The organism is Castellaniella defragrans, assembly GCF_014203015.1.
In the GTDB taxonomy this organism is placed as follows: domain Bacteria; phylum Pseudomonadota; class Gammaproteobacteria; order Burkholderiales; family Burkholderiaceae_B; genus Castellaniella; species Castellaniella defragrans.
Genome location: NZ_JACHIB010000007.1, coordinates 194,967 through 214,961 on the forward strand (window position 1 = coordinate 194,967; position 19,995 = coordinate 214,961).

Annotated in this window: 19 protein-coding genes; 9 read left to right on the top strand and 10 right to left on the bottom strand. The window is 72.2% G+C overall.

Annotated elements, in window-relative coordinates; translation table 11 throughout:
* Nucleotides 1-16: 16 nt before the first annotated feature.
* The 6 genes from HNR28_RS07750 to HNR28_RS18680 are packed head-to-tail and all read left to right on the top strand — an operon-like array spanning nucleotide 17 to nucleotide 8,794.
* Complete coding sequence (locus tag HNR28_RS07750; RefSeq protein ID WP_184142706.1) at nucleotides 17-2,284, top strand: MFS transporter; 2,268 nt, start codon at nucleotides 17-19, stop codon at nucleotides 2,282-2,284.
* Entirely contained in the window at nucleotides 2,281-3,342 is a 1,062-nt protein-coding gene (locus HNR28_RS07755) for an ABC transporter substrate-binding protein (RefSeq protein ID WP_170288507.1), read from the top strand. Before HNR28_RS07750 ends, HNR28_RS07755 begins: the two co-directional genes overlap by 4 nt.
* The gene (locus HNR28_RS07760) at nucleotides 3,339-4,106 is read left to right on the top strand and encodes a hypothetical protein (RefSeq protein ID WP_151025180.1); all 768 of its coding nucleotides are present in this window, start codon (nucleotides 3,339-3,341) and stop codon (nucleotides 4,104-4,106) included. The genes HNR28_RS07755 and HNR28_RS07760 overlap by 4 nt, the downstream gene beginning before the upstream one ends.
* Nucleotides 4,103-5,230, top strand: a complete 1,128-nt coding sequence (locus tag HNR28_RS07765) for an alanine racemase (protein ID WP_151025181.1) — start codon at nucleotides 4,103-4,105, stop codon at nucleotides 5,228-5,230. The genes HNR28_RS07760 and HNR28_RS07765 overlap by 4 nt, the downstream gene beginning before the upstream one ends.
* Nucleotides 5,227-5,976, top strand: coding sequence for a hypothetical protein (locus HNR28_RS07770; protein ID WP_151025182.1), 750 nt, complete (start codon nucleotides 5,227-5,229; stop codon nucleotides 5,974-5,976). The genes HNR28_RS07765 and HNR28_RS07770 overlap by 4 nt, the downstream gene beginning before the upstream one ends.
* Nucleotides 5,963-8,794: a PP2C family protein-serine/threonine phosphatase gene (locus HNR28_RS18680; protein ID WP_151025183.1), complete on the top strand. Its 2,832-nt coding sequence runs from the start codon at nucleotides 5,963-5,965 to the stop codon at nucleotides 8,792-8,794. The genes HNR28_RS07770 and HNR28_RS18680 overlap by 14 nt, the downstream gene beginning before the upstream one ends.
* Nucleotides 8,795-8,807: 13 nt before the next feature.
* Here the strand turns inward: HNR28_RS18680 and HNR28_RS07780 are convergent, their stop codons facing one another.
* Together HNR28_RS07780 and HNR28_RS07785 are read right to left on the bottom strand one after the other, a co-directional pair.
* Nucleotides 8,808-9,242: an ATP-binding protein gene (locus tag HNR28_RS07780; protein WP_151025184.1), complete on the bottom strand. Its 435-nt coding sequence runs from the start codon at nucleotides 9,240-9,242 to the stop codon at nucleotides 8,808-8,810.
* Between the two features lie 22 nt (nucleotides 9,243-9,264).
* On the bottom strand, nucleotides 9,265-9,792 hold the full coding sequence (locus HNR28_RS07785) for a SecDF P1 head subdomain-containing protein (protein ID WP_151025185.1): 528 nt from the start codon (nucleotides 9,790-9,792) through the stop codon (nucleotides 9,265-9,267).
* A gap of 258 nt (nucleotides 9,793-10,050) precedes the next feature.
* On the opposite strand from HNR28_RS07785, the gene HNR28_RS07790 reads away from it, so the two are divergent.
* From HNR28_RS07790 to HNR28_RS07800, 3 genes are all read left to right on the top strand, one after another.
* Nucleotides 10,051-12,849, top strand: a complete 2,799-nt coding sequence (locus tag HNR28_RS07790) for an inositol phosphate phosphatase SopB (RefSeq protein ID WP_151025186.1) — start codon at nucleotides 10,051-10,053, stop codon at nucleotides 12,847-12,849.
* Between the two features lie 42 nt (nucleotides 12,850-12,891).
* Nucleotides 12,892-13,377 (top strand): type III secretion system chaperone, encoded by a 486-nt coding sequence (locus HNR28_RS07795; protein WP_151025187.1) that lies wholly within the window; start codon nucleotides 12,892-12,894, stop codon nucleotides 13,375-13,377.
* A 136-nt stretch (nucleotides 13,378-13,513) separates the two neighbouring features.
* Nucleotides 13,514-13,957 carry a type III secretion system chaperone gene (locus tag HNR28_RS07800; RefSeq protein WP_151025188.1) on the top strand — a complete coding sequence of 148 codons (444 nt, stop codon included), beginning with the start codon at nucleotides 13,514-13,516 and terminating at the stop codon, nucleotides 13,955-13,957.
* A 33-nt stretch (nucleotides 13,958-13,990) separates the two neighbouring features.
* Here HNR28_RS07800 and HNR28_RS07805 read toward each other — a convergent pair whose 3' ends face one another.
* The 8 genes from HNR28_RS07805 to HNR28_RS18395 all read right to left on the bottom strand — a co-directional run bounded on the left by HNR28_RS07805 (nucleotide 13,991) and on the right by HNR28_RS18395 (nucleotide 19,733).
* A complete protein-coding gene (locus HNR28_RS07805) occupies nucleotides 13,991-14,257 on the bottom strand; it encodes an EscF/YscF/HrpA family type III secretion system needle major subunit (protein ID WP_151025189.1) in 267 nt (88 codons plus the stop codon).
* Nucleotides 14,258-14,291: 34 nt separating this feature from the next.
* Nucleotides 14,292-14,561 (bottom strand): hypothetical protein, encoded by a 270-nt coding sequence (locus HNR28_RS07810; RefSeq protein WP_184142708.1) that lies wholly within the window; start codon nucleotides 14,559-14,561, stop codon nucleotides 14,292-14,294.
* A gap of 13 nt (nucleotides 14,562-14,574) precedes the next feature.
* On the bottom strand, nucleotides 14,575-15,978 hold the full coding sequence (gene sctD / locus HNR28_RS07815; RefSeq protein ID WP_184142711.1) for a type III secretion system inner membrane ring subunit SctD: 1,404 nt from the start codon (nucleotides 15,976-15,978) through the stop codon (nucleotides 14,575-14,577).
* Between the two features lie 70 nt (nucleotides 15,979-16,048).
* On the bottom strand, nucleotides 16,049-18,145 hold the full coding sequence (sctV, locus tag HNR28_RS07820) for a type III secretion system export apparatus subunit SctV (protein ID WP_151025562.1): 2,097 nt from the start codon (nucleotides 18,143-18,145) through the stop codon (nucleotides 16,049-16,051).
* A gap of 9 nt (nucleotides 18,146-18,154) precedes the next feature.
* Complete coding sequence (gene sctY / locus HNR28_RS07825; protein ID WP_151025561.1) at nucleotides 18,155-18,556, bottom strand: type III secretion apparatus assembly chaperone SctY; 402 nt, start codon at nucleotides 18,554-18,556, stop codon at nucleotides 18,155-18,157.
* A 64-nt stretch (nucleotides 18,557-18,620) separates the two neighbouring features.
* Entirely contained in the window at nucleotides 18,621-19,019 is a 399-nt protein-coding gene (sctX, locus tag HNR28_RS07830; RefSeq protein ID WP_221291631.1) for a type III secretion apparatus assembly protein SctX, read from the bottom strand.
* Nucleotides 19,020-19,032: 13 nt separating this feature from the next.
* Nucleotides 19,033-19,416: a type III secretion system chaperone family protein gene (locus tag HNR28_RS07835; RefSeq protein WP_151025560.1), complete on the bottom strand. Its 384-nt coding sequence runs from the start codon at nucleotides 19,414-19,416 to the stop codon at nucleotides 19,033-19,035.
* On the bottom strand, nucleotides 19,416-19,733 hold the full coding sequence (locus tag HNR28_RS18395; protein WP_249043925.1) for a TyeA family type III secretion system gatekeeper subunit: 318 nt from the start codon (nucleotides 19,731-19,733) through the stop codon (nucleotides 19,416-19,418). Before HNR28_RS18395 ends, HNR28_RS07835 begins: the two co-directional genes overlap by 1 nt.
* Nucleotides 19,734-19,995: the final 262 nt, after the last annotated feature.

A 19,995-nucleotide genomic window follows, 5' to 3' on the forward strand; every position in this document is an offset into this window, starting at 1 on the left:
CACCCAGGCCCGTTCCATGCGATTTCCGCTGATCCCGGCATTCCTGTTCAGTCTGCTGATCGCCCTGTGCCTGGCTGCCGGCACCTGGATGACGGAGGGGTCGCTGCTCAAGGCCTACCGCGGGATCCTCGAATCGCGCTTCGCCATCGCGCTGGACCGCGCCGCCGCGGGCGCCACGCACGCCGCGGCGCTGGGCGTGGGGCTCGACAGCCAGGAAGAGACCCTGGGCGCCGCCCTGCGGCGCGAACTCGACCTGGATCCCGGCATCCTCGGCATGGCCGTCGACGATGCCCGCGACCGGCGGCTGTACGGCGCAGGCGCGGTGCCCGAACCCGCGCCACCCGGCACCCTGCGCCAGACGCTGCTCGACGACCTCGGCCTGCCCATCGGGCGGATCCTGCTGCGCTACGATCCGCGCGCCCTGGCCTCGCCCGCGGCGGAAATCCGCCGCGGCATGCGCGGGCATGCCGCGCCCATCGTGGCGGGCGCGGCCCTGCTGGGCCTGCTGGCGGCGCTGATGCTGCACGGGGGCCGCGCCGGCGCGGGCCGGGGCGCGCGGCTGCGCCTGCCCGTGGCGCTGGCGCTCATCCTGGGGGGCGGCCTGTTCCTGATCGACCAGCAGGCGCTGCGCATCATCGATCGTACGTTCGATCCCCTGATCGAGAGCAAGGTCGAGTCGATCGGCACCGGCGCCCGCACGCTGATCGACAAGGCCCTGGACCTGGGGATCCCGCTTGGCCAGCTGCAGGGCGTGCCGGACTATTTCGAGTCCCTGCGGCGGCGCTACCCGGAACTGGAGCGGATCGAGCTGGACACGGCGCCGGCCGTCCCAGGCGCGGCCGCCCCGGGCAGCCTGCTGCTGCCGGTCCCGGCGCGGGGCCCGGCGGCGGCCACCCTGGTGGTCACGCCCGATACCCGCCAGGCGGCCGCCCAGATCCACGGTCTGCTGCTGGACACGGCTTTCCTGGGTCTGGTGGCCCTGCTGATCGGCTTCGAGCTGCTGGCGCTGCTGACGCAGACGGGCGCCTTCAGGCGCGCCGGCGCCGCGGCCGATGCCGGTGCCGGCCCGCCCCCAGCGGCCCGGCAGATCCGCGGCGTCCTGTTCGTCTTCATGATGGCCGAGGAACTGAACCGGCCGTTCCTGCCCAGCCTGACCGAGCGGCTGCTGCCGGCCGGCGCCGGCTACGCGCCGCTGCTCGTGAGCCTGCCCATCGTCGTCTTCATGGCCATCGTGGCCCTGGGTCAGATTCCCATGGCGATCTGGTCCGAATCGCTGGGCCGGCGCCGCGGCCTGATGCTGGGCGCCGCCATCGCGGGCGCGGGCTACGCCCTGTGCGCCTGGGCCGATTCCTATGCCGGGCTGCTCATGGCCCGCGCGCTGAGCGCCGTGGGCTTCACCCTGGTCTTCACGTCGGCGCAAGGGCACATCGTCGACCAGCGCGATCCGCAGGCCCGCGCGGCGGGGCTGTCGGTCTTCATCAGCGCCATCCTCACCGCCGCGCTGTGCGCGCCGCCCATCGGCGGCTTCCTGGCCGAGCATTTCGGCGGCGGCACGGCCTTCCTGGGCGCCGCCGGCCTGTGCCTGGCCGCCCTGGGCCTGGCGCGGGCGATGATGCCCGCGGCCCGCCCGCATGCCCGGCCGCCCGCCGCGCAGCGGCCGGCCGGCGGCGCGATCGGAGAAGTCTGGCGCATTCCCGGCCTGCGCTCCCTGCTGCTGGGCTGCGCCGTGCCGGCCAAGCTCCTGCTCACGGCGCTGTGCTTCTTCCTGGTCCCCCTCGTCCTGGCCGGCGAGGGCCATTCGCTCTCCAGCATCGGCCGCGTCCAGATGATCTATCCCCTGATGATGGTGCTGTTCGTCCCGCTCTTCTCGCGCTGGGGCGAAGCGCCCGGGCGCGACGTCCGGGCCGGCAAGATCGTCCTGGGCGGGCTGATCGCCGGCCTGGGCGTGCTGCCGGTCGTGGCCTGGCCCGGCCTGGGCGCGATCATGGCCTTCCTGGTCCTCCTGGGGCTGGGCCAGGCGCTGTCGATCACGCCCCAGTCCTCGCTGATGGCCATGTACGCCCATCGCGGCCAGGGCCGGCACTCCGCCCGGGTCCTCGGGCTGTTCCGCCTGGTCGAGCGCGGCGGATCGGCCGCCGGACCCGCCCTGGCGGGCACCCTGCTGGGCCTGCTCGGCCCGGCGCCCACCCTGGCCCTGTTCGGCCTGTTGACCACCGGCGGCGCCCTGCTCTACGGTTACGGGCAATGGCGCCCCGCCTCCGATGCCTCAGGCAGTCTTTCATGACCCCCACCGCTCCTTCCTCCCCCTTCCGGCGGCGCCTGCTGCGCGCCGCCCTGGCCACCGGCCTGCTGGGCGGTGCCGCCCCCCTGGCGGCGCGCGCGGCGGACCGGCGCCGCATCCTGATGATCACCTACCGCGGGCGCACCGAGGTCGAGGACGGCTTCCTGGAATACCTGCGGGCGCAGGGCCGGGAGCCGGACATCGTCCACCGCGACGTCGGGCAGGACATCCGCCGGCTGCCGGCCATCCTGGACGAGATCCCCGGCCTGGCCCCCGACCTGATCTACACCTGGGGCACGCCGGTGACCCTGGGGGTGGCCGGCTCCTGGCGGCACCCCGATCCCTCCGGCAAGGTGGGCGGCATTCCCGTCGTCTTCGCCCTGGTGAGCGCGCCGGTGGCCGCCGGCATCGTGCCCTCGCTCACGCGGCAGGGGCGCGGCATCACCGGCGCGGTGCACGTGGTGCCCACCGAAACCCAGGTCAAGGCCATGGCGGCCTACCGGGAATTCGGCAAGGTCGGCCTGCTGTATTCGACCACCGAGCCCAATTCCCGGGCCATCGCCGCCGAAATGGACGCCCTGTGCGCCGCGACGCACCGCACGGCCATCCACCGCCACTTCCTGCTGGATGCGTCCGGACGCCCCAGCGCCGAGGGCCTGGAGCGGCTGGTCGGCGAATTGCGCGAGGAGGGCGCCGAATGGTTCTACCTGGTGCCCGACACCTTCCTGGGCACGGTCTACGACCGCGTGATTCCCGCCAGCATCGCGCACCGGCTGCCCACCTTCGGCGCCACCGAGCTGGCCGTGCGGCAGTATTCGGCCCTGACCGGCCTGATCAGCCGCTACCGGTCCGTGGGGCGGCTGGCCGCCGTCCAGGCCGAGGCCATCCTGTACCAGGGCACGCCCGCCGGCGAGATCCCGATCGAAACCCTGAAGCGTTTCGCCCTGCTGGTCAACCTGCACACGGCCAGGGCGCTGGGGGGCTTCTATCCGCCCATCGAAATGCTCAACTACGCCGACGTGATCAGCCGCGCTCCGCAACCGATGGGGCGCATCGGATGAGCCCCGGCACGCTGGCCTGCCTGCGCTGGCGCCGCCTCGGCCCGGCGGACCGCGACCGCGTCCATGCCCTGCACCTGCGCGCGATCCAGGGCATGGGGCCCGACCAGGTGCGGCCCGAGCATCCCGAATTCTTCGGCGCCCTGCTGGACGGGGCGGGGCTGATCATCGGCGCCTGCGACCCGGACGGGGCGCTGGTGGCCTATGGCGTGCTGCAGCACGGCCCCGACCCGGGCACCCGGCCGGACCTCTGGCTGGACTGGCCCGCCGGCGCGCGCATCCAGAAGCTGGCCGGATCGTCGGTCGCCGCGGAATACCGCGGGCAGCGCCTGCAGCGCGCGCTGATCCGCCGCCGCGTCGCCCTGGCCGAGCCCGGCGCCCATCTCTACGCGACGGCGGCGCCGTCGAATCCGGCCAGCTGGCGCAGCCTGCTGCACGAAGGCTTCGAGATCCGGCGCCTGCGCAGGGTCTACGGGGATTCGCTGCGCTACCTGCTGGCCCGCCGCGCCGCCCCGCGGGCGGAACCGGCCGGGACGGTCGAAGCGTCCATGGCGGTCGAAGCGTCCATGGCGGTCAAGGCGTCTGGATCGGCTGGGACGACTGAAGCGGTCGAAGCGGTCGAAGCGGCGCCGGCCGCCCGGCCCGCCGTCCTGCCCCTGGACGGCGTGCCCCTGGACGAACAGGAGCGGCTGCTGGCGCAGGGCTGGCGTGGCCGCCTGCTGGCCGGGGCCGGCTGCGTCCTTGTGCCGCCGGAGGACGCCGCGTGACCGCCGCCGTGCAGGCTGACGCGCCTTCGATGGAGATCGACCTGGGCCGCCTGGGCGAGAATTGGCGCACCGTGCGCGGCCGCTACACCGGCGCGGAACTGGGCGCCGTGGTCAAGTGCGACGCCTACGGCCTGGGCCTCGATCCCGTCGTCGCGGCCCTGTCGGCCCAGGGGTGCCGGCAGTACTGGACCCTGGATTTCGACGAGGCCCGGCGCGCGCGCGCCCTGGCGCCCCAGGCCGAGATCTTCGTCCTCGACGGCCTGCGCGGTGCCCCGGCGCGGGCTTTCCGGGAGTGGCGCCTGATCCCCGTGCTGAACGATCCGGACGAGATCGCCCTGGCCGCCCGCGCCGCGCCGCTGACGGTGGCCATCGCCCTGGACACCGGCCTGGGGCGGCTGGGCCTGCGCCCCGAGGCCGTGCGGGCGCTGGCGGCGCGCGGACTGGACGGGCTGCGGGTGCGGGCCTGGGTCACCCAGCCCGCCAGCTTCAGCACGCCCGAAGGGCCCGAGAGCCAGGGGCTGTACGACCGCTTCCTGGATCTGACCGCGCCGCTGCCCCGCGCGGCCCGCAGCCTGGCGATCTCGGCGAGCGTGTTCGCGCGCCCCGAGCATCATCTGGACATGGCCCGCGTGGGCAGCGCCCTGTACGGCGTGGACACCACGCCCGGGCGCGCCCTGCCGCTGCGCCCCGTGGCCCGCCTGGACGCCCCGGTGCTGCAGGTCGCGGAACTGCCGGCCGGCGCCGGCATCGGCTACGACGGGCAATTCCGCTGTCCCCGTCCCATGCGCGTCGCCACCCTGGGCATCGGCTATGCCCATGGCCTGCCCTACGCCCTGATGAACCGGGGGGCGGTGCGTTTCGGCGCCCATGCCGCGCCCATCGTGGGCGGCATTTCGATGGGCCTGACCAGCGTGGACGTGACCGGGCTGCCACTCCATCTGGCGGTCCCGGGCGCGCGCGCCGAGATCTTCGGCGACCGGCAGCGGATCGAGGACCTGGCGGCCCAGGCGGGGCTGCCCGCCAACGCCCTGCTCAGCCTCGCCGCCGCCGTGTGCCGCAAGCGCTATCATGGCCTGCGTCCTGACCAGCCCCTTGCCTCCAGCCTGTCGGAAAGCCTGCCATGAGAACGCCCCTGTCCCTGATCCTGGCCCTGGCCAGCTGCGTCCTGGCCGCCGTGCTCGGTGCCACGCTGCTGACCGTGCGCATCGAGCAGCAGGCCATCGACCAGACCCGGCAGGCCCACGAGGAATACGTCCTGGGGAACCTGCGCAACACCATCGAGGCCACCCTGACGCTGGGGCTGAGCCTGGAGCAGAGCTCCAGCCTGCAGCGGCTGATCGAGCGGGAAAAGTCCGGCATGCCCGACATCCAGGACATCAGCATCCACGGCCCGGCGGGCCGCGTGCTCTACAGCACCGACCTGGGGCTGCTGGGTGCCGCCGTGCCGCCCGCCTGGGTGCGGGCGGACGGCTCGCGGGGCATCTGGTGCGCCGAGGACCAGAACGCCCGCAGCTGCGGCATCGGCCTGCGCGACGAGCTGGGCCGCAATGCCGGCGGCCTGGTGCTGGTGGCGCCGCATGCGGCGCAGGCCTACAGCCTGCAGGCCTGGCTCGCGCGGGGCCTGCCCACGCTCGCCCTGGCGGCGCTGGCCGTGCTGGTCTCGACCGCGGGAGCCTGCCTGCTGGCGCGCCGCCGCCTGCGGCCCTTCCTGCTGGCCGGCCGGCTGCTGCGCGACCCGGCGCCCGCCGGCGAACCGGGCGATTCCCTGGTCGAAGCCGCCCGGCAGGCCGGGGCGCGCCATCGGGCCAGCCAGCAGGCCCTGGACCGCCAGCTGCGGCAACTGAAGGATCTGGACCATGCCGAAGACTGAGCGTCCTTCCGTGCGTGCCTGGCTGCGCGATGCCGCGGGCGGCTTCCTCATCGTCCTGGTCGCGGCCAGCCTGGCCAGCGGGATCCTGCTCTGGCGCCTCCAGGATACCGTCGCGGCCGCCACGCAGGGGCAGTCGCGCGACCTCGCCGCCTCGGTGGGCCGGTCCCTGGGCCGGCAGTTCGTCCGCGCCGGCCAGCTGGGCATTCCGCTCGACGCGATCCCGGCCATCGACCGCAGCCTGGACAACACCCTGGCGCACGTCCCCCAGCTGGCCGCCATCACCCTGACCGACGCCGGCGGCAAGGTCCTGGGCGCCGCGCAGCGCTCCCGGGCCGGCGCGCCGACGGCCGTGGCCACGGAACTGGCGGTCGGCGCGCAGCGGATCGGCACCCTCGAAGTCGCGGCGGCGCCGCCCGTCCTGCCCGGCTCGCATGCCGGCCTGCTCGCCGGCATGCTGCTGCTGATCCTGCCCCTGGCCCTGCTGGGCGGCCTGTGCACCGCCCTGCACGGGGCCCATCTCCGGCGCCACCGGCGCCGGCTGCGGGAGATGCTGCGGACCGCGCCCGAGGACCTGGTGCCGCCGGTGCCGGGCCCGCGTCCCGAATCGCGCGACATCCTGGGGCAGGCCTGGCACGCCCTGCAGACGACGGCGGCCCGGACCGCGCAGCGGCGCGCCGACCTGGCGCACCAGGCCGAGTCGCTGCTGGCCGTCGATTTCGACGGCAGCATCCGGCCCCGGCTCGCGGCCCTGGGGATCCCGCTGGCCGCGCCGGCGCCCCGCACCCGCATCGTCCCGCCGGCGCGCGCGCGGCGGTTCTCGCTGCGCCTGCGCCTGACCCTGATCATCGCCCTGGGCTTCGCCCTGCTGATCGGCTCGCTGTCGGGCCTGCAGGCGCTGCGCGAGCATCTGCTGCGCCAGCAGGCGGCCAATCTCGGCCAGGAGGACCAGAGCGCCCTCTGGAAACAGTTCCTCTCGTCCCAGACCCTGCTCATCGCCGGCGAGCTGCAGGACCTGTCCGCCCGGCTGGAGGCGGCGGGCGGGACCGCCGGCGCCCCGCGCGACGGGCACACCGCCCTGGACCGCCTCGTCCTGGTCGATCCCAACCGCCAGGTGTACCCGCTCCAGGGCGCCGCGACCGATGCCGCGCTGCTCGACGCCGGCACCCTGGACGAAGTCCTGGCGGGGCGGCCGGCGCAGGGCCTGCGCAATCTGGACGACGACCAGACCCTGGTGGTCGCGGCGCGGCCCGTGCGCATGCAGGGCGGCACCTGGGCGCTGATCGGCGCGCGCGCGCTGGACACGGCCCTGCAGCAGGTCGATCCGGACGGGCTCGACGAGCAGTACAGCATCCATTTCCTGAATCCCAAGGGCCGCCTGGTGGCCAGCACCGGGCGGGCGGCGTGGACGCGCCTGGGGCTGGCGCCGCCCGTCGGGCGCACGCAGTACCGGACGCTGGAGGACGGCGGCCGGATCCTGCTGCTGACGGCCACGCCCGTGGCGAGCGTGTCGGGCAGCGCGGGCGGCCTGCTGCTCACCCTGAAGGACGTCACCGCCCTGATGAAGCCCAGCCTGACCCTGGGCCGGCTGGCGCTGCTGCTGGCCGCCGGCCTGGCCATCCTGGGGCTGGCGCTGATCCATCGCATCATCTGGCGCAGCTTCCGCCCGCTGCAGGATTCCCTCCAGACCCTGGACGAGCTCAGCGGCCCGCAGGACGACGCGCGCGGGCGGGCCGACGGCCGCCGGGACGAGATCGAGCAGCTCGGGCGCAGCATCGCCGCCTTGCGCCACAAGACCCTGCAGCTGGCGCGCGACCAGGCCCAGCAGGCGCGCATCCGCCGCCGCCAGGAGGCCGTCATGGCGGGCGAATTGCGCGCCCTGGCCGATTCCATGGACGCCGCCAGCCGCCAGGAAGTCCAGGCGCTGATCGACCGCCAGGCGGGCCCGGACGAGGACGGCGACGGCCTGCGGCGCCTCGCGGAGGTCATGGGCGACCTGCGCCACCGGCTGGTCGACCAGCACCGGCGGCTGTCGGACATGGTGATCGAGCTGCGCGACGCCCTGATCACCAAGACCAAGCTGGCCGGGCTGCAGCAGGAACTGCAGATCGCCAGCGCCGTGCAGCTCAGCATCCTGCCGCGCTCCATGCCCGACGATCCGCGCATGGAGCTGGGCTGCCGGATCCTCCCGGCCCGCGAAGTGGGGGGCGATTTCTACGACTTCTACATGCTCGACGAGCACCATCTGGGATTCGTCATCGCCGACGTCTCGGGCAAGGGGATTCCCGCCGCCCTGTTCATGGCCATCTCGCGCACCCTGCTGAAATCCACGGCGCGCTTCGTCCGCCAGCCGGCCGCCTGCGTCCAGCGGCTGAACGCGCTGCTGGCTGCCGAGAACGAGCAGATGCTGTTCGTGACGCTGTTCTACGCCACGCTGGACCTGCGCACCGGCCGGCTGGACTACGTCAATGCCGGCCACCATGCGCCCTGGCTGATGAGCGCCGGGGGCGAGCTTTCCGCCGTGCCGCCGACCCATGGCATCGCCGTCGGCATCGAGGAAGACATGCCCTACGCGCAGAAGACGCTGTACCTGCAGCCGGGCGACCTGCTGTACCTGTACACGGACGGCATCACCGAAGCCTTCGATCCGGCCGGCCAGGTCTTCGGCGACGACCGGCTGGCCGGCCTGCTGCGCGCGCAGTCCGCGGACGTGGCGCCGGACGCGCTGATCGACGCCGTCATCGCCGACGTGCGCGCGTTCGAGCAGGGCACCGATCCCACCGACGACGTCACCAGCCTGTGCCTGCGCTACCGCGGCTGACGCGCCCCCGGCCTCAGCCGATCCGCATGCCCAGCGTGAGGCAGTTCCAGCCGTCCTGGCGGCGGTAGTCGAGCGTGTCCAGGTAATGCCGCATCAGCCGCACGCCGTGGCCGCCGATGCCGCTTTCGTCCAGGCAGGCGACCAGGGGCGGCGGATCGCCGGCGGTGGGATCGTAGGGGCTGCCGTTGTCGCGCAGCTCCAGTTCGATGCGCCGCTCGTCCGAGCGGCAGGACACGGTGATGGCCGGCGCGCCCGCGGCCGCGGGTGCGGACGCGCCGAAGGCGTAGGACACCACGTTGGTGAGCGCCTCGTCCAGCGACAGGGTCAGGCCGAAGGCGGTGCGGGGCGGCCAGCCTTCGCGCTCGGCGAGGGCCTCGATCCATTGCAGCGCAAGCGGAACCGCGCTCAGGTCGGCGGGCAGGTCGAGCGTGTCTTGGCGGTCTGGCATGGGATCCCTGGCGGTCGTGGAATTACCGGGCGGCATCGCCCCGGATGCGGGCGGCGAGATCGGCGGCCGCCTCGGCCGTCGGGACCTCGAAGGCCAGGATGCCGCGGTCCAGCGGGCCGGCGATGCGGGGCGCGGCCACCAGTTCGCGGCCGATGACCAGGGCCAGCAAGCCGCCGGCGTTTCCGCGGCTGACGGCGGCCAGCCTTTCGGCGCCGGCGGGCGTCAGGCGCAGGCCGACGAAATGCCCGCCCTGGCGGTCGGACAGGGCGGCGGCGTCGGTCAGATCCTCGCGCGCGAGGACCGGGCGGGCATGGAGATGGATCGCGCCTTCGGGCACCGGAACGGTGACCAGCTGGTCGCCGGGCGCCGACTGGGCGAGGTAGATGGCGACCGGCTCCACGACGCGAGGCGCGCCGGCCGGGCCGTCGGCCGTGGCGGCCGGCGCGTCCGGCGCCGGCCGCGGAGAAGCCGAGGGCAGGGTCTTGCACCCGGCCAGCGCCAGCAGGGCGGCCAGCAGGGCGGGAACGAAAGCGCGGGTAGACAGATGCATGGTGGTGGGAGTGGTCCGGCGGAGTGGGAATCGGCCGCCGCGCGCAGATGCGCCCCCCTTGCGGGATCCCATGGCGGGGGGCCTGGCGCACAGCGGCCGATCGGCGCGCAACGGCGCCGCAACCGCAGACTATACACACGGACCGCAGCCAAGCCAATGCCCCCGCGGCCGCCCGCGCGATCGGTGGAACCTTGCGGCGGGCGAGGTTACTCACTGGCCAAGATGGCATGAGCCTTGGACGAAACGACGGAGAACGCGATGGCAGTCGGCCTCGAAAATTTCAGACAGGTGAGCAGCGGGGTGCTGGAGCGGGAAATCCGCCAGGATCCCCAGGGGGAGGGGGTGCGCAAGAGCGGCCAGTCGCGCCTGGCGGAGCGCATCCAGGGCTGGCTGCGCCCGCCCGACGATCGGCGCGTGCGCCACGACGAACGCATCCAGGTCAAGCAGGCCTTCCTGACCCTGCTCGAAAAGACCGAGGGGCGCGACGGCGCGCGGCGCGCCCTGTGCGCCTGCGGCCTGCCGCGCGACTGGGCGGACAACGATCGCCCCCTCACCAATCACCAGGTCGGCAAGATCCTGAACAAGGCCCAGGAATTCCGGCAGCAGGTAGTGCGGCACAATGAAGCCCTGCTCGGCGAAACGCTGCGCGGCCTGGAGGGCACCGGACTGCGCGACCTGCGGGCGGCCATCGCCGGCGCCGTGCGGAACGATGCCCGCTACGGCAGCGCGAAAATGAGCCCCGTGGACATCCAGGCCCTGCGGACCGATGCCGAAGCCGGGCTGCGCGAACTGCAGGCCCGGCAGTGCGAAGAGCGCTTTCCCTTACTCACGGGCCTGATCCGTTCCGCGTCCGACGGCAGCGTGCTGTCGGGGATCGAGCTGAATCCCGCCCGCCTGATCGGAGACCTGCGTCAGGCGTACGGTCAGAGTCCGCAGTACCGCGACTACGTGAAGTCGGCGCTGGATCTCATCGACAGGGCCACGGAGTTGCTGGGACGGCAGGCCTGGAACCAGCGCGATCTGGCGCGCCTCGCTGAAGATCTGAAGAATCTGAAAGAAGGTCTGGCCGGCGAGTGTGAGAACCTGAGTTTCGGGCTCTATAACATCCAGCATTGGACCCCACTCACAGCGTCCCGCGCCGAACTGGAAGAGATCGACGCCCGCCTCGAAAAGAATCCGGATCCCGTGGAGATGGCGTCGCTGCAGGCGCGCAAGGGCAGGCTCGAAGCCATAGTGCAGGAGCAGTCGCCATGGGAGAATCTCTACAAGGTGCTGAGCCATGAGATATCCCATCAACAGAATCTTCTGGACGCCAAGATCGCCTATGCCGATGAAATGCGCCTGATCGATCCCCTGACCGACCGTTTCCTCAAGCACAGCAGTCTGCTCTGGGCCGAGGCGGGCAGGCACCTGCTCGATCAGTTGAACCGCGATGTCTACCAGGGCAATCCGAAGCTCGCCGACGATCAGCTGGAGCAGTTCGTGCAGCTTCGCGCCGACTGGGCGCTGCTGTGCCACGACCGCGCCCAGGCCTACAAGGACAGCGAGAACGTCGAACCGCGGCCTCTCGCTGCGCCCAGCAGATCGAACAAGAAGACGCACCCCGTCGTCCAGGACAAGCGCGACACGCTGAATGGCCTGCGCGCCCGCCTCAAGACCATCGGCATTCCCCGCGAAACGCTCGATGCGATGTTCTCCAAGTCCGGCCAGTCGCGCGGCGAGCGGCTGGCCCTGTCGGGGATAGAAACCTGGCAGCCGGTGAAGCGGGAGATGACCGTGATGCGCGATGGCGCGATGCAGACCTACACCAGCGAGATCGTGCCGGCCCACTTCATCAGTCCCCAGTTGGGCGTCCAGTCCCACCATGGCAGTGTGGGCGGCGTGACCTCCGGCGTCAAGGACAGCGGGGACCACGCCCGCAATCTCAAGGTCAGCAGCCTGATCGGCCCCGACAAGCGGGTGATGACCACGGTGGTGGGCCATGGCGTGCTCGACATGTGGGACATCAAGGACGGCGACGAACGCCAGGCCGCCAACGCGCGCGGCGCGCGCGAGGTGCTGGAGGTCGCCCTGGCCAGCAACGCCCGCCTGCGCGGCGCGCTGGCCGCTCCGGACCGGCCGCAGGACGCGCCCCCGCCGCGGCTGGTGCACGTCAGCGTCAACCTGATCTCGCCCGATCTGGTACGCGACTACATCCCCTCTTTCATCAAGCCGGACTATCGTGAGCGCACCTACACGCAGAACCAGTTCAGGGCCTTCGAGGCCAATTCGGGGCCCGGCCGGGAACTGCGCCTGTTCGATCCGCAGAACCGCAGCCTGCATGGCGACGTGCGGGTGGACGTGGATGCCATCACGTTCTCGTTCGGCATCAACATCGTTGCCACCAGCCCGCTCGCAACGCTCATGCGCGTCTGGAGCAATGTCCACGAGCACAATACCCGCAACATGATCAAGCTGGTGGGCGATCTGGGCCAGGGCGGATTCGGCGCCCGCGGCACCCGGCCCGGCGGCTTCGTGGGCGAGGCCTACGACCGCCTGGAGGCCGTGGCCAATGACCCGGCCGCCGCGCCCGAGCAATCGGCGAAGGCCGAACGCCTCATGGCCCAGCTGCGCGGCCAGACGGACCTGGTGCGCGGCATGTTCACCGAGGAAACCTTCCGCACCGGCAACGGCGACACCGCCAAGATGGGCCGCGAGATCCTGGTGCTGCAGGGCCTGGCCGAACAGGGTCTGGATCTGGTGGGCGCCACCGACCTGGCGGGCACGATGTCCAAGGGCTGCAAGAGCGACAAGGACCGCGGCGGCGTCACCGACGTGGAGCTCAAGTCCAAGCTGATCCTGCGCGATCTGGGCGGCGAGATGAATCCCGACGAGCGCCTGGAAGGCGACGACCAGGGCGTCTACTATACGGTCAGTGCCCGCTCCGGCCAGCTCGAGAACCAGCGCTGGAACACGGGGCTGCCCGGCAGCAAGGAAGCCGGCCACCTGGAGCAGCGCCTGCCCGACGCCGAAGTCCGCCAGTTCCTTTCCGGCCTGGCCAAGTTCGCCAAGGCCTGATCCCGCTTCACGACCCAACACCTTGAATCACAGGAGCACCGCATGTCTCTTTCTTCATACCAGGCCTTGATCGCCGAACTGGGCCAGACACTGGGCATGGCCGACATGGCGGCGGGCGAGGACGGCTACGTGGGCCTCATGATCGACGGCCACGAGATCCACCTCCAGCACGAGGCGGAGGACGACGCCGTCATCCTGTTCGCCCGCCTGCCCGAGGCCGACCCCGACCGGCGGGACGCCATCTACGCCATGCTGCTGGCCGCCAACGTGTTCTGGCAGGGTACGCGCGGGGCGACCCTCGGCGCCGACTTCGACACCGGCCGCGTCTTCCTGGCCGACCGGCGGCCGCGGACGGGCCTGGACGCGGAATCGCTGTCGGTCTGGATCGAGCAGTTCGCCAACGTGGCGGCCCACTGGCGCCAGCGCATCGAGGACGCCAACGACGGCGGCCCCCTGCGCACACCGGACGCCCTCGATGCGGCCCCGGCCGCGCCGTCCGGCATGCCGCCCGCCGGCTCCCTCGCCTGATCCGTCCGCAGTTCGATCCCGGGGGCGTCCGCGCGCTTCCCGGGGTCTCGTCCGCCGCCCCCTGGTCAAGCGCGCCAGTCTGGCGTATTTTTAGCAATTCTCAAATTCATGCCCGCTCGCGTCGGGCGTTTCGCCCATGCCAGCCGATTCTTCCTATGCCCACTTGATCGCCGAACTGGGTCTCGCATTGGGCATTGCCGGCCTGGCGCCTTCCGACGAGGGCATCTGCCAGCTGGTGTTCGACGGCCGGCAGGTGGTGCAACTGGTGCACGTGGGCGCGCGCGGGCTGGTGCTGCTTTCGTGCCGGCTGGCCGACCATGGCATCGACGCCCGCCAGGCCGAGCGCATGGCGCGCGCCAATTTCCTGCAGGCCGGCCGTGGCGTGGTGCTGTGCGCCGCGCCCGACGGCCGGCCGCACATGCAGGTCGCCCAGGAACTGGCCGGCTGCACCGCCGCCACGCTCTGCGCCGCGCTGGAATCCCTGCTGGACCAGGCGGAATCCTGGTCCCGGGCCCAGGCGCGCACGGCCGATCCCGCATCCGGCGGCCGCGATCCGGCCTTCTTCCTGCAATCCGTCTGAACGCGGCCCGCCGCGCCGGAGCGCGGCGCGGATTCAGGACGATTTCTGGATGATGCCCTTGAGCGAATCGGAAATCTGCTTGGTGATCGTGCTCTGCAGTTCGATCATCATCGTCCATTGCTGGGTCTGCTGCTGCAGCATGAGCAGGTCGGTCTGCGAGATGTTCCCGTCGCCCTTCGCGCTGAGGTCGGACAGGGTCTGGCGCAGCTTGGTTTCCTGGGTGCGGATGCCGCTGTAGATCGTGTCGTTGACCGCGTTGAAGTTCAGGCCGGACGAGCCGGAAAGAGCGGTGAGTGCCATGATGGGCTCCTGGTGTGGGTGGAAGGCGGGGGGTTCAAAGAGGATGCGCGGGGCCCGACGGACCGGGGGCGTCCGCCGCGGGCGCGTCGTTGGCCGGCCACGCGGCCAGGACCGCGCGCGCGGCGGCGGCGGCCTCGGCGGCGTCGCGCCAGGCGGGAAAATCCTGGCGCGGCAGGCCGTCGGCCATGCGGGCGCGCAGGGTGGCTTCCATGCGGGCGGCGCGCTCGGCCAGGGCGTCGCGCAGGGCGCCGCCGCCGGGGGCGGCCAGGCGGGTTTCGAGGTCGGTGAGGGCGGTGGGGGTCATGGGGCGTCCGGGTTCAGCGCAGCACGATGGCGGGGCGGGGGCCGTCGAAAGTGAGACGTTTTTCCTCGATGCCGGTCAGGCGGTAGCGGCGGTAGGTGCCGCCCACGAGCAATTTACTCCCATCTTCCAGCACGATGAAGGGTGTTTCCCCGCCGACCACGCTGAGAATGCCGAAGGGCACGGTCCCGGCCGCGGGGCGGTCGGCGTCGAGCGGCGCGGCGACGTCGAAGAAGCGGCGGTTGAAGTCCGCCAGGAGGGTCTCGAACCGGGCCATCTGCTCGTCGTCCAGCCGGGAGGCGTCGGCCTGCAGGCGGTGGCGCTCCCAGGTCAGGGCGATGCCGCTCAGGTCCGCCGCCGCGAATTCGCGCGTCAGGGCGTCGGCCACGGCCGGAGCCAGCAGGATGGTGTTGCCCATGACGGCCATGCCCGGCAGCTGGGCGCGCACGGCTTCGAGGGCCGCCGCGCGGTCGGCCTCGTCGGCCGCGATGCCCAGGATGCTCATGCGGCCGTCGCCGTCGTAGCGGGGCTCGTATTTCACGGCGTAGCCGTCCAGGATCCTGCGGGCGGTCCGGATCGCATCGGCCTCGATGCTGATCTGCATGGCCGGCATGGGCCAGATCTGCGCCAGCGCGGAAGCGAGCGCGTCGCGTTCGGCCGCGTCGCGCACCCAGCCCGACACCTGCGCCGTCGCGCCGCCGGCCGCCAGGGCCGTCCGCAGGCGGTGGGCCAGGCCCAGGCGCTCCAGGGCGGCCTGGATGCGCGGCATCGATTGCTCGGCGGCGATGCGCGGATCGGGGCGCGCGGGCGCCGGTGGGGCGGCCGGCAGCAGCCAGGCGAGGATCAGCGCGATGGCGATGGCCAGGCCGGCGGCGGCCAGCCCCAGGCCCATGAGCCAGGACCGCCTGCGCGCGGCGGCGCGGGGCGGCCGGCCGGCGGCATCGGCGGGCCGCCCCGCCGCATGCCCGGCGCCGGTTGCCGGACGGGCGCCAGGCCCGGCCGCACGGGCCGCGCCGGACGCGGGGCCCGGGGCATCGGCAGGCGCGGCGTCCGCGGGCACGGCTGCGGCGGAAGCCTCCTCGGCGGATGCTTGTTCGGCGGACTCGTCCCCCGGGCCGGTTTCGGGCGCCGCCACCCAGGGATCGCCGGGGCGGGCCACCGTGAGCCAGACGGGACCGAGCGGCAGAGGCTGGTTGTAGGGTGTGCCGGCCGTTGCGTCCGGCCCGGGGTCGCCGTCGCCGGGCGTCAGGCTCCAGCCTGCCTCCCGCAGGACCAGCCGGGCGGCCCGCGCCGGCAGGCCGGCGTCGGCCAGGACGATGTCGCAGGCCGGATCGGCGCCCACCAGGTCGCCGGGGCGGGCCGGGCAGCGCGCCTCGCGGTGCAGGCCCGAGAGCACGCGCAGTTCGAGCGCCGCGGTCATCCGGGCCTCCGCGCGGAAGGCCGCTGCGCCGGGAGCGCGCGCGGCGCGGGCAGGCGGGTGCGGGCCGCGGTCATAGCTCCACCCGGGCCAGGGGCTGCACGTTGATTTCCTGGGTGAGTTCCTGGTAGGACAGCACGGGCAGCTCGTACAGGTCCTGTTCGATCATCTTGCGCAGGTAGCGGCGGATGTCCATCGAGGTGAGCAGCACCGGCTTGCGGGCGGCGGCCGCGATGTCGCCCACCGCCTTGCGGATGTTTTCCACCAGCTTGCGGGTGGCGTTGGGGTCCAGCGCCAGGTAGCTGCCCGCCGAGGTCTGGCGGATCGCCCCGCGGATAGTTTCCTCGACGTTGGGCGCCAGCAGGTAGGCCGGCAGGATGTTCTGCCCGCTGGAGTACTTGTAGCTGATGTGCCGCTTGAGCGACACGCGCACGTATTCGGTCAGCAGGACGGAGTCCTTTTCCTTCTGGCCCCACTCGATCAGCGCTTCCAGCACCGCGCGCAGATTGCGCACGGAAATGTCCTCGGACACCAGCCGCTGCATGATCTCGGCGATCTTCTGCACCGGCATCACGCGCAGGGCCTCCTTGACCAGGTCGGGGAAGCGGTCCTCCATGGCGGTCAGCAGGAAGCGCGTCTCCTGGATGCCGATGAAATCCGAGGAATATTTCTTCAGCACGAAGGCCAGGTGCCAGCCGAGGATCTGGTGGGCGTCCAGGCAGGGGATGCCCGCGGCGGCCAGCAGGGGGACGTGCGCGGCCTCGGTCCAGAGCGAGGGGATCCCGGGCAGGAAGGGCTTGTCGGTAGCGTAGGGCACCTGCAGCGCCTGAAGGTTCTGCTCGGTGTCGCGCACCAGCACGTGGCCGGGCCGCAGCTGGCCCTGGGACACCGGAACTTCCGAGAGCAGGATGAGATAGGTGTTCTCCGGCAGCGCGTCGTTGAAGCGCAGCTGGATCCCCGGGAACGGCACGCCCAGGTCGAAGTACAGCGCGCGGCGGATCTTGATGAGCTCGTCGTTCAGTTCGTCGGCGTCGAAATGCCGCTGCAGGCCGGCCGCCACGTCCATCATCAGCGGCAGGGTGGGGGCGAACTCGGTGCCGCCCTCGCCGCGGGGCTTGGGCGCCGGCGGGCCGTCGGCCGCCAGCGCGGGGATCTCGGTGATCTCGCCGGTCTTCTCGTCCACGACCTTGCGGGTGTTGCGCAGCAGCACGAAGCCGATCGTCCCCACCACGGCCGCCAGGGCGAGGAAGGTGAGGGTGGGCATGCCCGGGATCAGGCCCATGCCCAGGGCGACGGCCGAGGCGATCAGCAGGGCGCGCGGCTGGGCCAGCACCTGGGCGCCGATGTCCTTGCCCACGTTCGACGGGCCGCCCTCGCCGGTCTGCACGCGGGTCACGATGATGCCCGCGCAGATGGCGATGAACAGGGCGGGGATCTGGGCGATCAGGCCGTCGCCGATGGTGAGGATCGAATACACCTGCACCGCCTCGCCGGCGCTCAGGCCGCGCTGCATCGTGCCGATCAGGATGCCCCCCAGCAGGTTGACCGCGACGATGATCAGGCCCGCGATGGCGTCGCCCTTGACGAACTTCATCGCGCCGTCCATGGCGCCGTAGAGCTGGCTTTCCTTTTCGACCACGCTGCGGCGCTTGCGCGCCTCGTCCATGTCGATCGTGCCGGCGCGCAGGTCGGCGTCGATGGACATCTGCTTGCCCGGCATGGCGTCCAGCGAGAAGCGGGCCGCGACCTCGGCGACGCGCTCGGCACCCTTGGTGATGACCACGAACTGCACGATGGTGAGGATCAGGAAGACCACCAGGCCGACGATCAGGTTGCCGCCGACCACGAAATTGCCGAAGGTCTCGATGATGTGGCCGGCGTCGCCCTGCAGCAGGATCAGCCGCGTGGTGGCGATGGAGATGCCCAGGCGGAACAGGGTGGTGACCAGCAGCACCGAGGGAAACGACGAGAAGGACAGCGGCGAGGGCAGGTACATGGCCACCATCAGCAGGATGGCCGACAGCGTCATGTTGGTGCCGATCAGCACGTCCACCAGCGACGTGGGCAGCGGCAGGATCATCATGAAGATGATCGAGACGATCAGGACCGCCAGGACGATGTCGTTGCGGCTGGTGAGGAGATTGACGGCGCGGTTGAGGACTTGCTGCATGGGGGCGGCTCAGCGGGGATCGGCGGGTGCGGCCTGCCGGGCGCGCAGGTTGACGTAGGCCCGCATGGCGGCCTCGGCTTCGGCCGCGCGGCCCAGGGCGACCAGGGTCTGGGCCCGGACCAGGTGGAAGGCGCCGCTCAGCCCGCCCTGGAGCGCCACGCGGTCCAGGGTGGCCAGGGCGGTCTCGGGCTTGCCGGAGCGCAGCTGCGCCAGCGCCAGGGAGACGCGCTGGCGCGCGTCGGCCAGGCCCAGCTCGTCGAGCGCGGCCAGCAGCACGGCGGCCTTTTCCGGGCGGTCGTTTTCCAGGTAGATGTAGGACAGCAGGTCCAGCAGCGCGGGGCCGTGCTCGCCCAGCGGATGGGCGGCCCCGGGCGCGGTCCCGGCGGCCTGGAGTTCGGGCGGCGCGTTCATGCCGCCCCCTCGGGGCCGCGCGCCCATGCCCGTGGGTGCCTGAAACGGTCCGGCGTATTCATGTTCATCCCTGGTACAAGGCGCTGCGGTACATCGCCACCAGGTCGCGCAGATTGGTTTCTTCCTTGAGCAGGCGCACGGCGCGGTTGAGCACGCGGCTGTCGCCGCCGCGCTCGGCCAGGCCGGCGAGCCCCTTCAGGGCCTCGCGCAGCGCCTCGGCGAATTCCGCGGGCATGAGCAGGTCGCGGTTGCCGATGTCGGGGCGCAGGGCGTCTTCCAGGAAGCGGCCGATGTTGGGCTTTTCCAGCAGCAGCGTGAGCTGGGCGCGCACCGGGTCGTCCGACGGCATCAGGTTGCGCCGCTCGGGCAGGCTCTGCGCGGCCTGCTCGTCCTTGCGGGCATGGACGATGGTGTCGATGCCGTGGTCGAAGCTCATGAGCCGCTTGGGGCTGATGTCGGGCATGGGGCGCTCCGGTTCAGATGTCGGCGTCCAGGGCGTCGAGCCACTGGCACAGGTATTCGAGCGCCTGGCGCAGGCGCGGTTCGGTGAAATCCCGCTCGTCCAGGCGCACCAGCGCCAGCAGGTGCGGGACGCCCTCGTATTCGCGCAGCGCCGGCTGCACCGGCCATTCGCCCAGGCAGCTGTAATGGGCGCGCCTGCAGGCGCGCCGCAGCCAGTCGCCGCCGTCGTAGCGCACCGGCAGGGCGGCGTAGACGAGGATTTCCCCGGCGGCCTGCTCCAGGCCCAGCAGGCGGCCGGCCGCGGTGCGGAACACGGCCTGCCCCCGGGCGTCGAAGCGCAGGCCGGGCATGCCCTCGGCCTCGCCGAATTGCTGCAGGATGGCTGCGGCGCCGCTCATCAGAGATCCTCCTCGTCGATGGCCGTGTCCAGGGCGTCCTGGATGGCGTTCAGGGTGGCCTGCCGGGCCTCGGCGTCCGGGAACACCGGGACGGGGAGGTCGCGCATCAGGGCCTTGACGCCGGACAGGAATGCCACCCGCCCTTCGGGCGTGGCGACGCCGTGCTGCTGCGCGAGGGCCGCGATGCGCGATGCGTTGAGCCACTTGTCCGCCGTGAGCCCGACCAGGTCGCGCATCAGGCGTTCGCCGTCCGGCGCGCCCAGGCCCTTGGCCCGGAGGCTGCCGGACAGCCCGGCGCAGCCGTCGAGCACGGTCACGGCGACCTGCAGCTGGTACAGGTCGCCGGCGAGCGCCTGGAGCCGCTGCGGCGAGACGGAGGGGCGGGCGGAGGACAGGTCCCGCCCGAGGGCCAGGATCAGCTGCTTCAGGCCGCGGCCCGCGTCCTTGCCGCCGAACCGCTCCAGGGCCAGGTCCAGGGTCTTGCCTAGCCCGGAAATTTCGTCAGGCGGGTAAAAAGGAATAGGCGATTCTTGCCCGAGGGCTTATGGTTATTGGTTCTCACGCCAAACAACCAAAAAG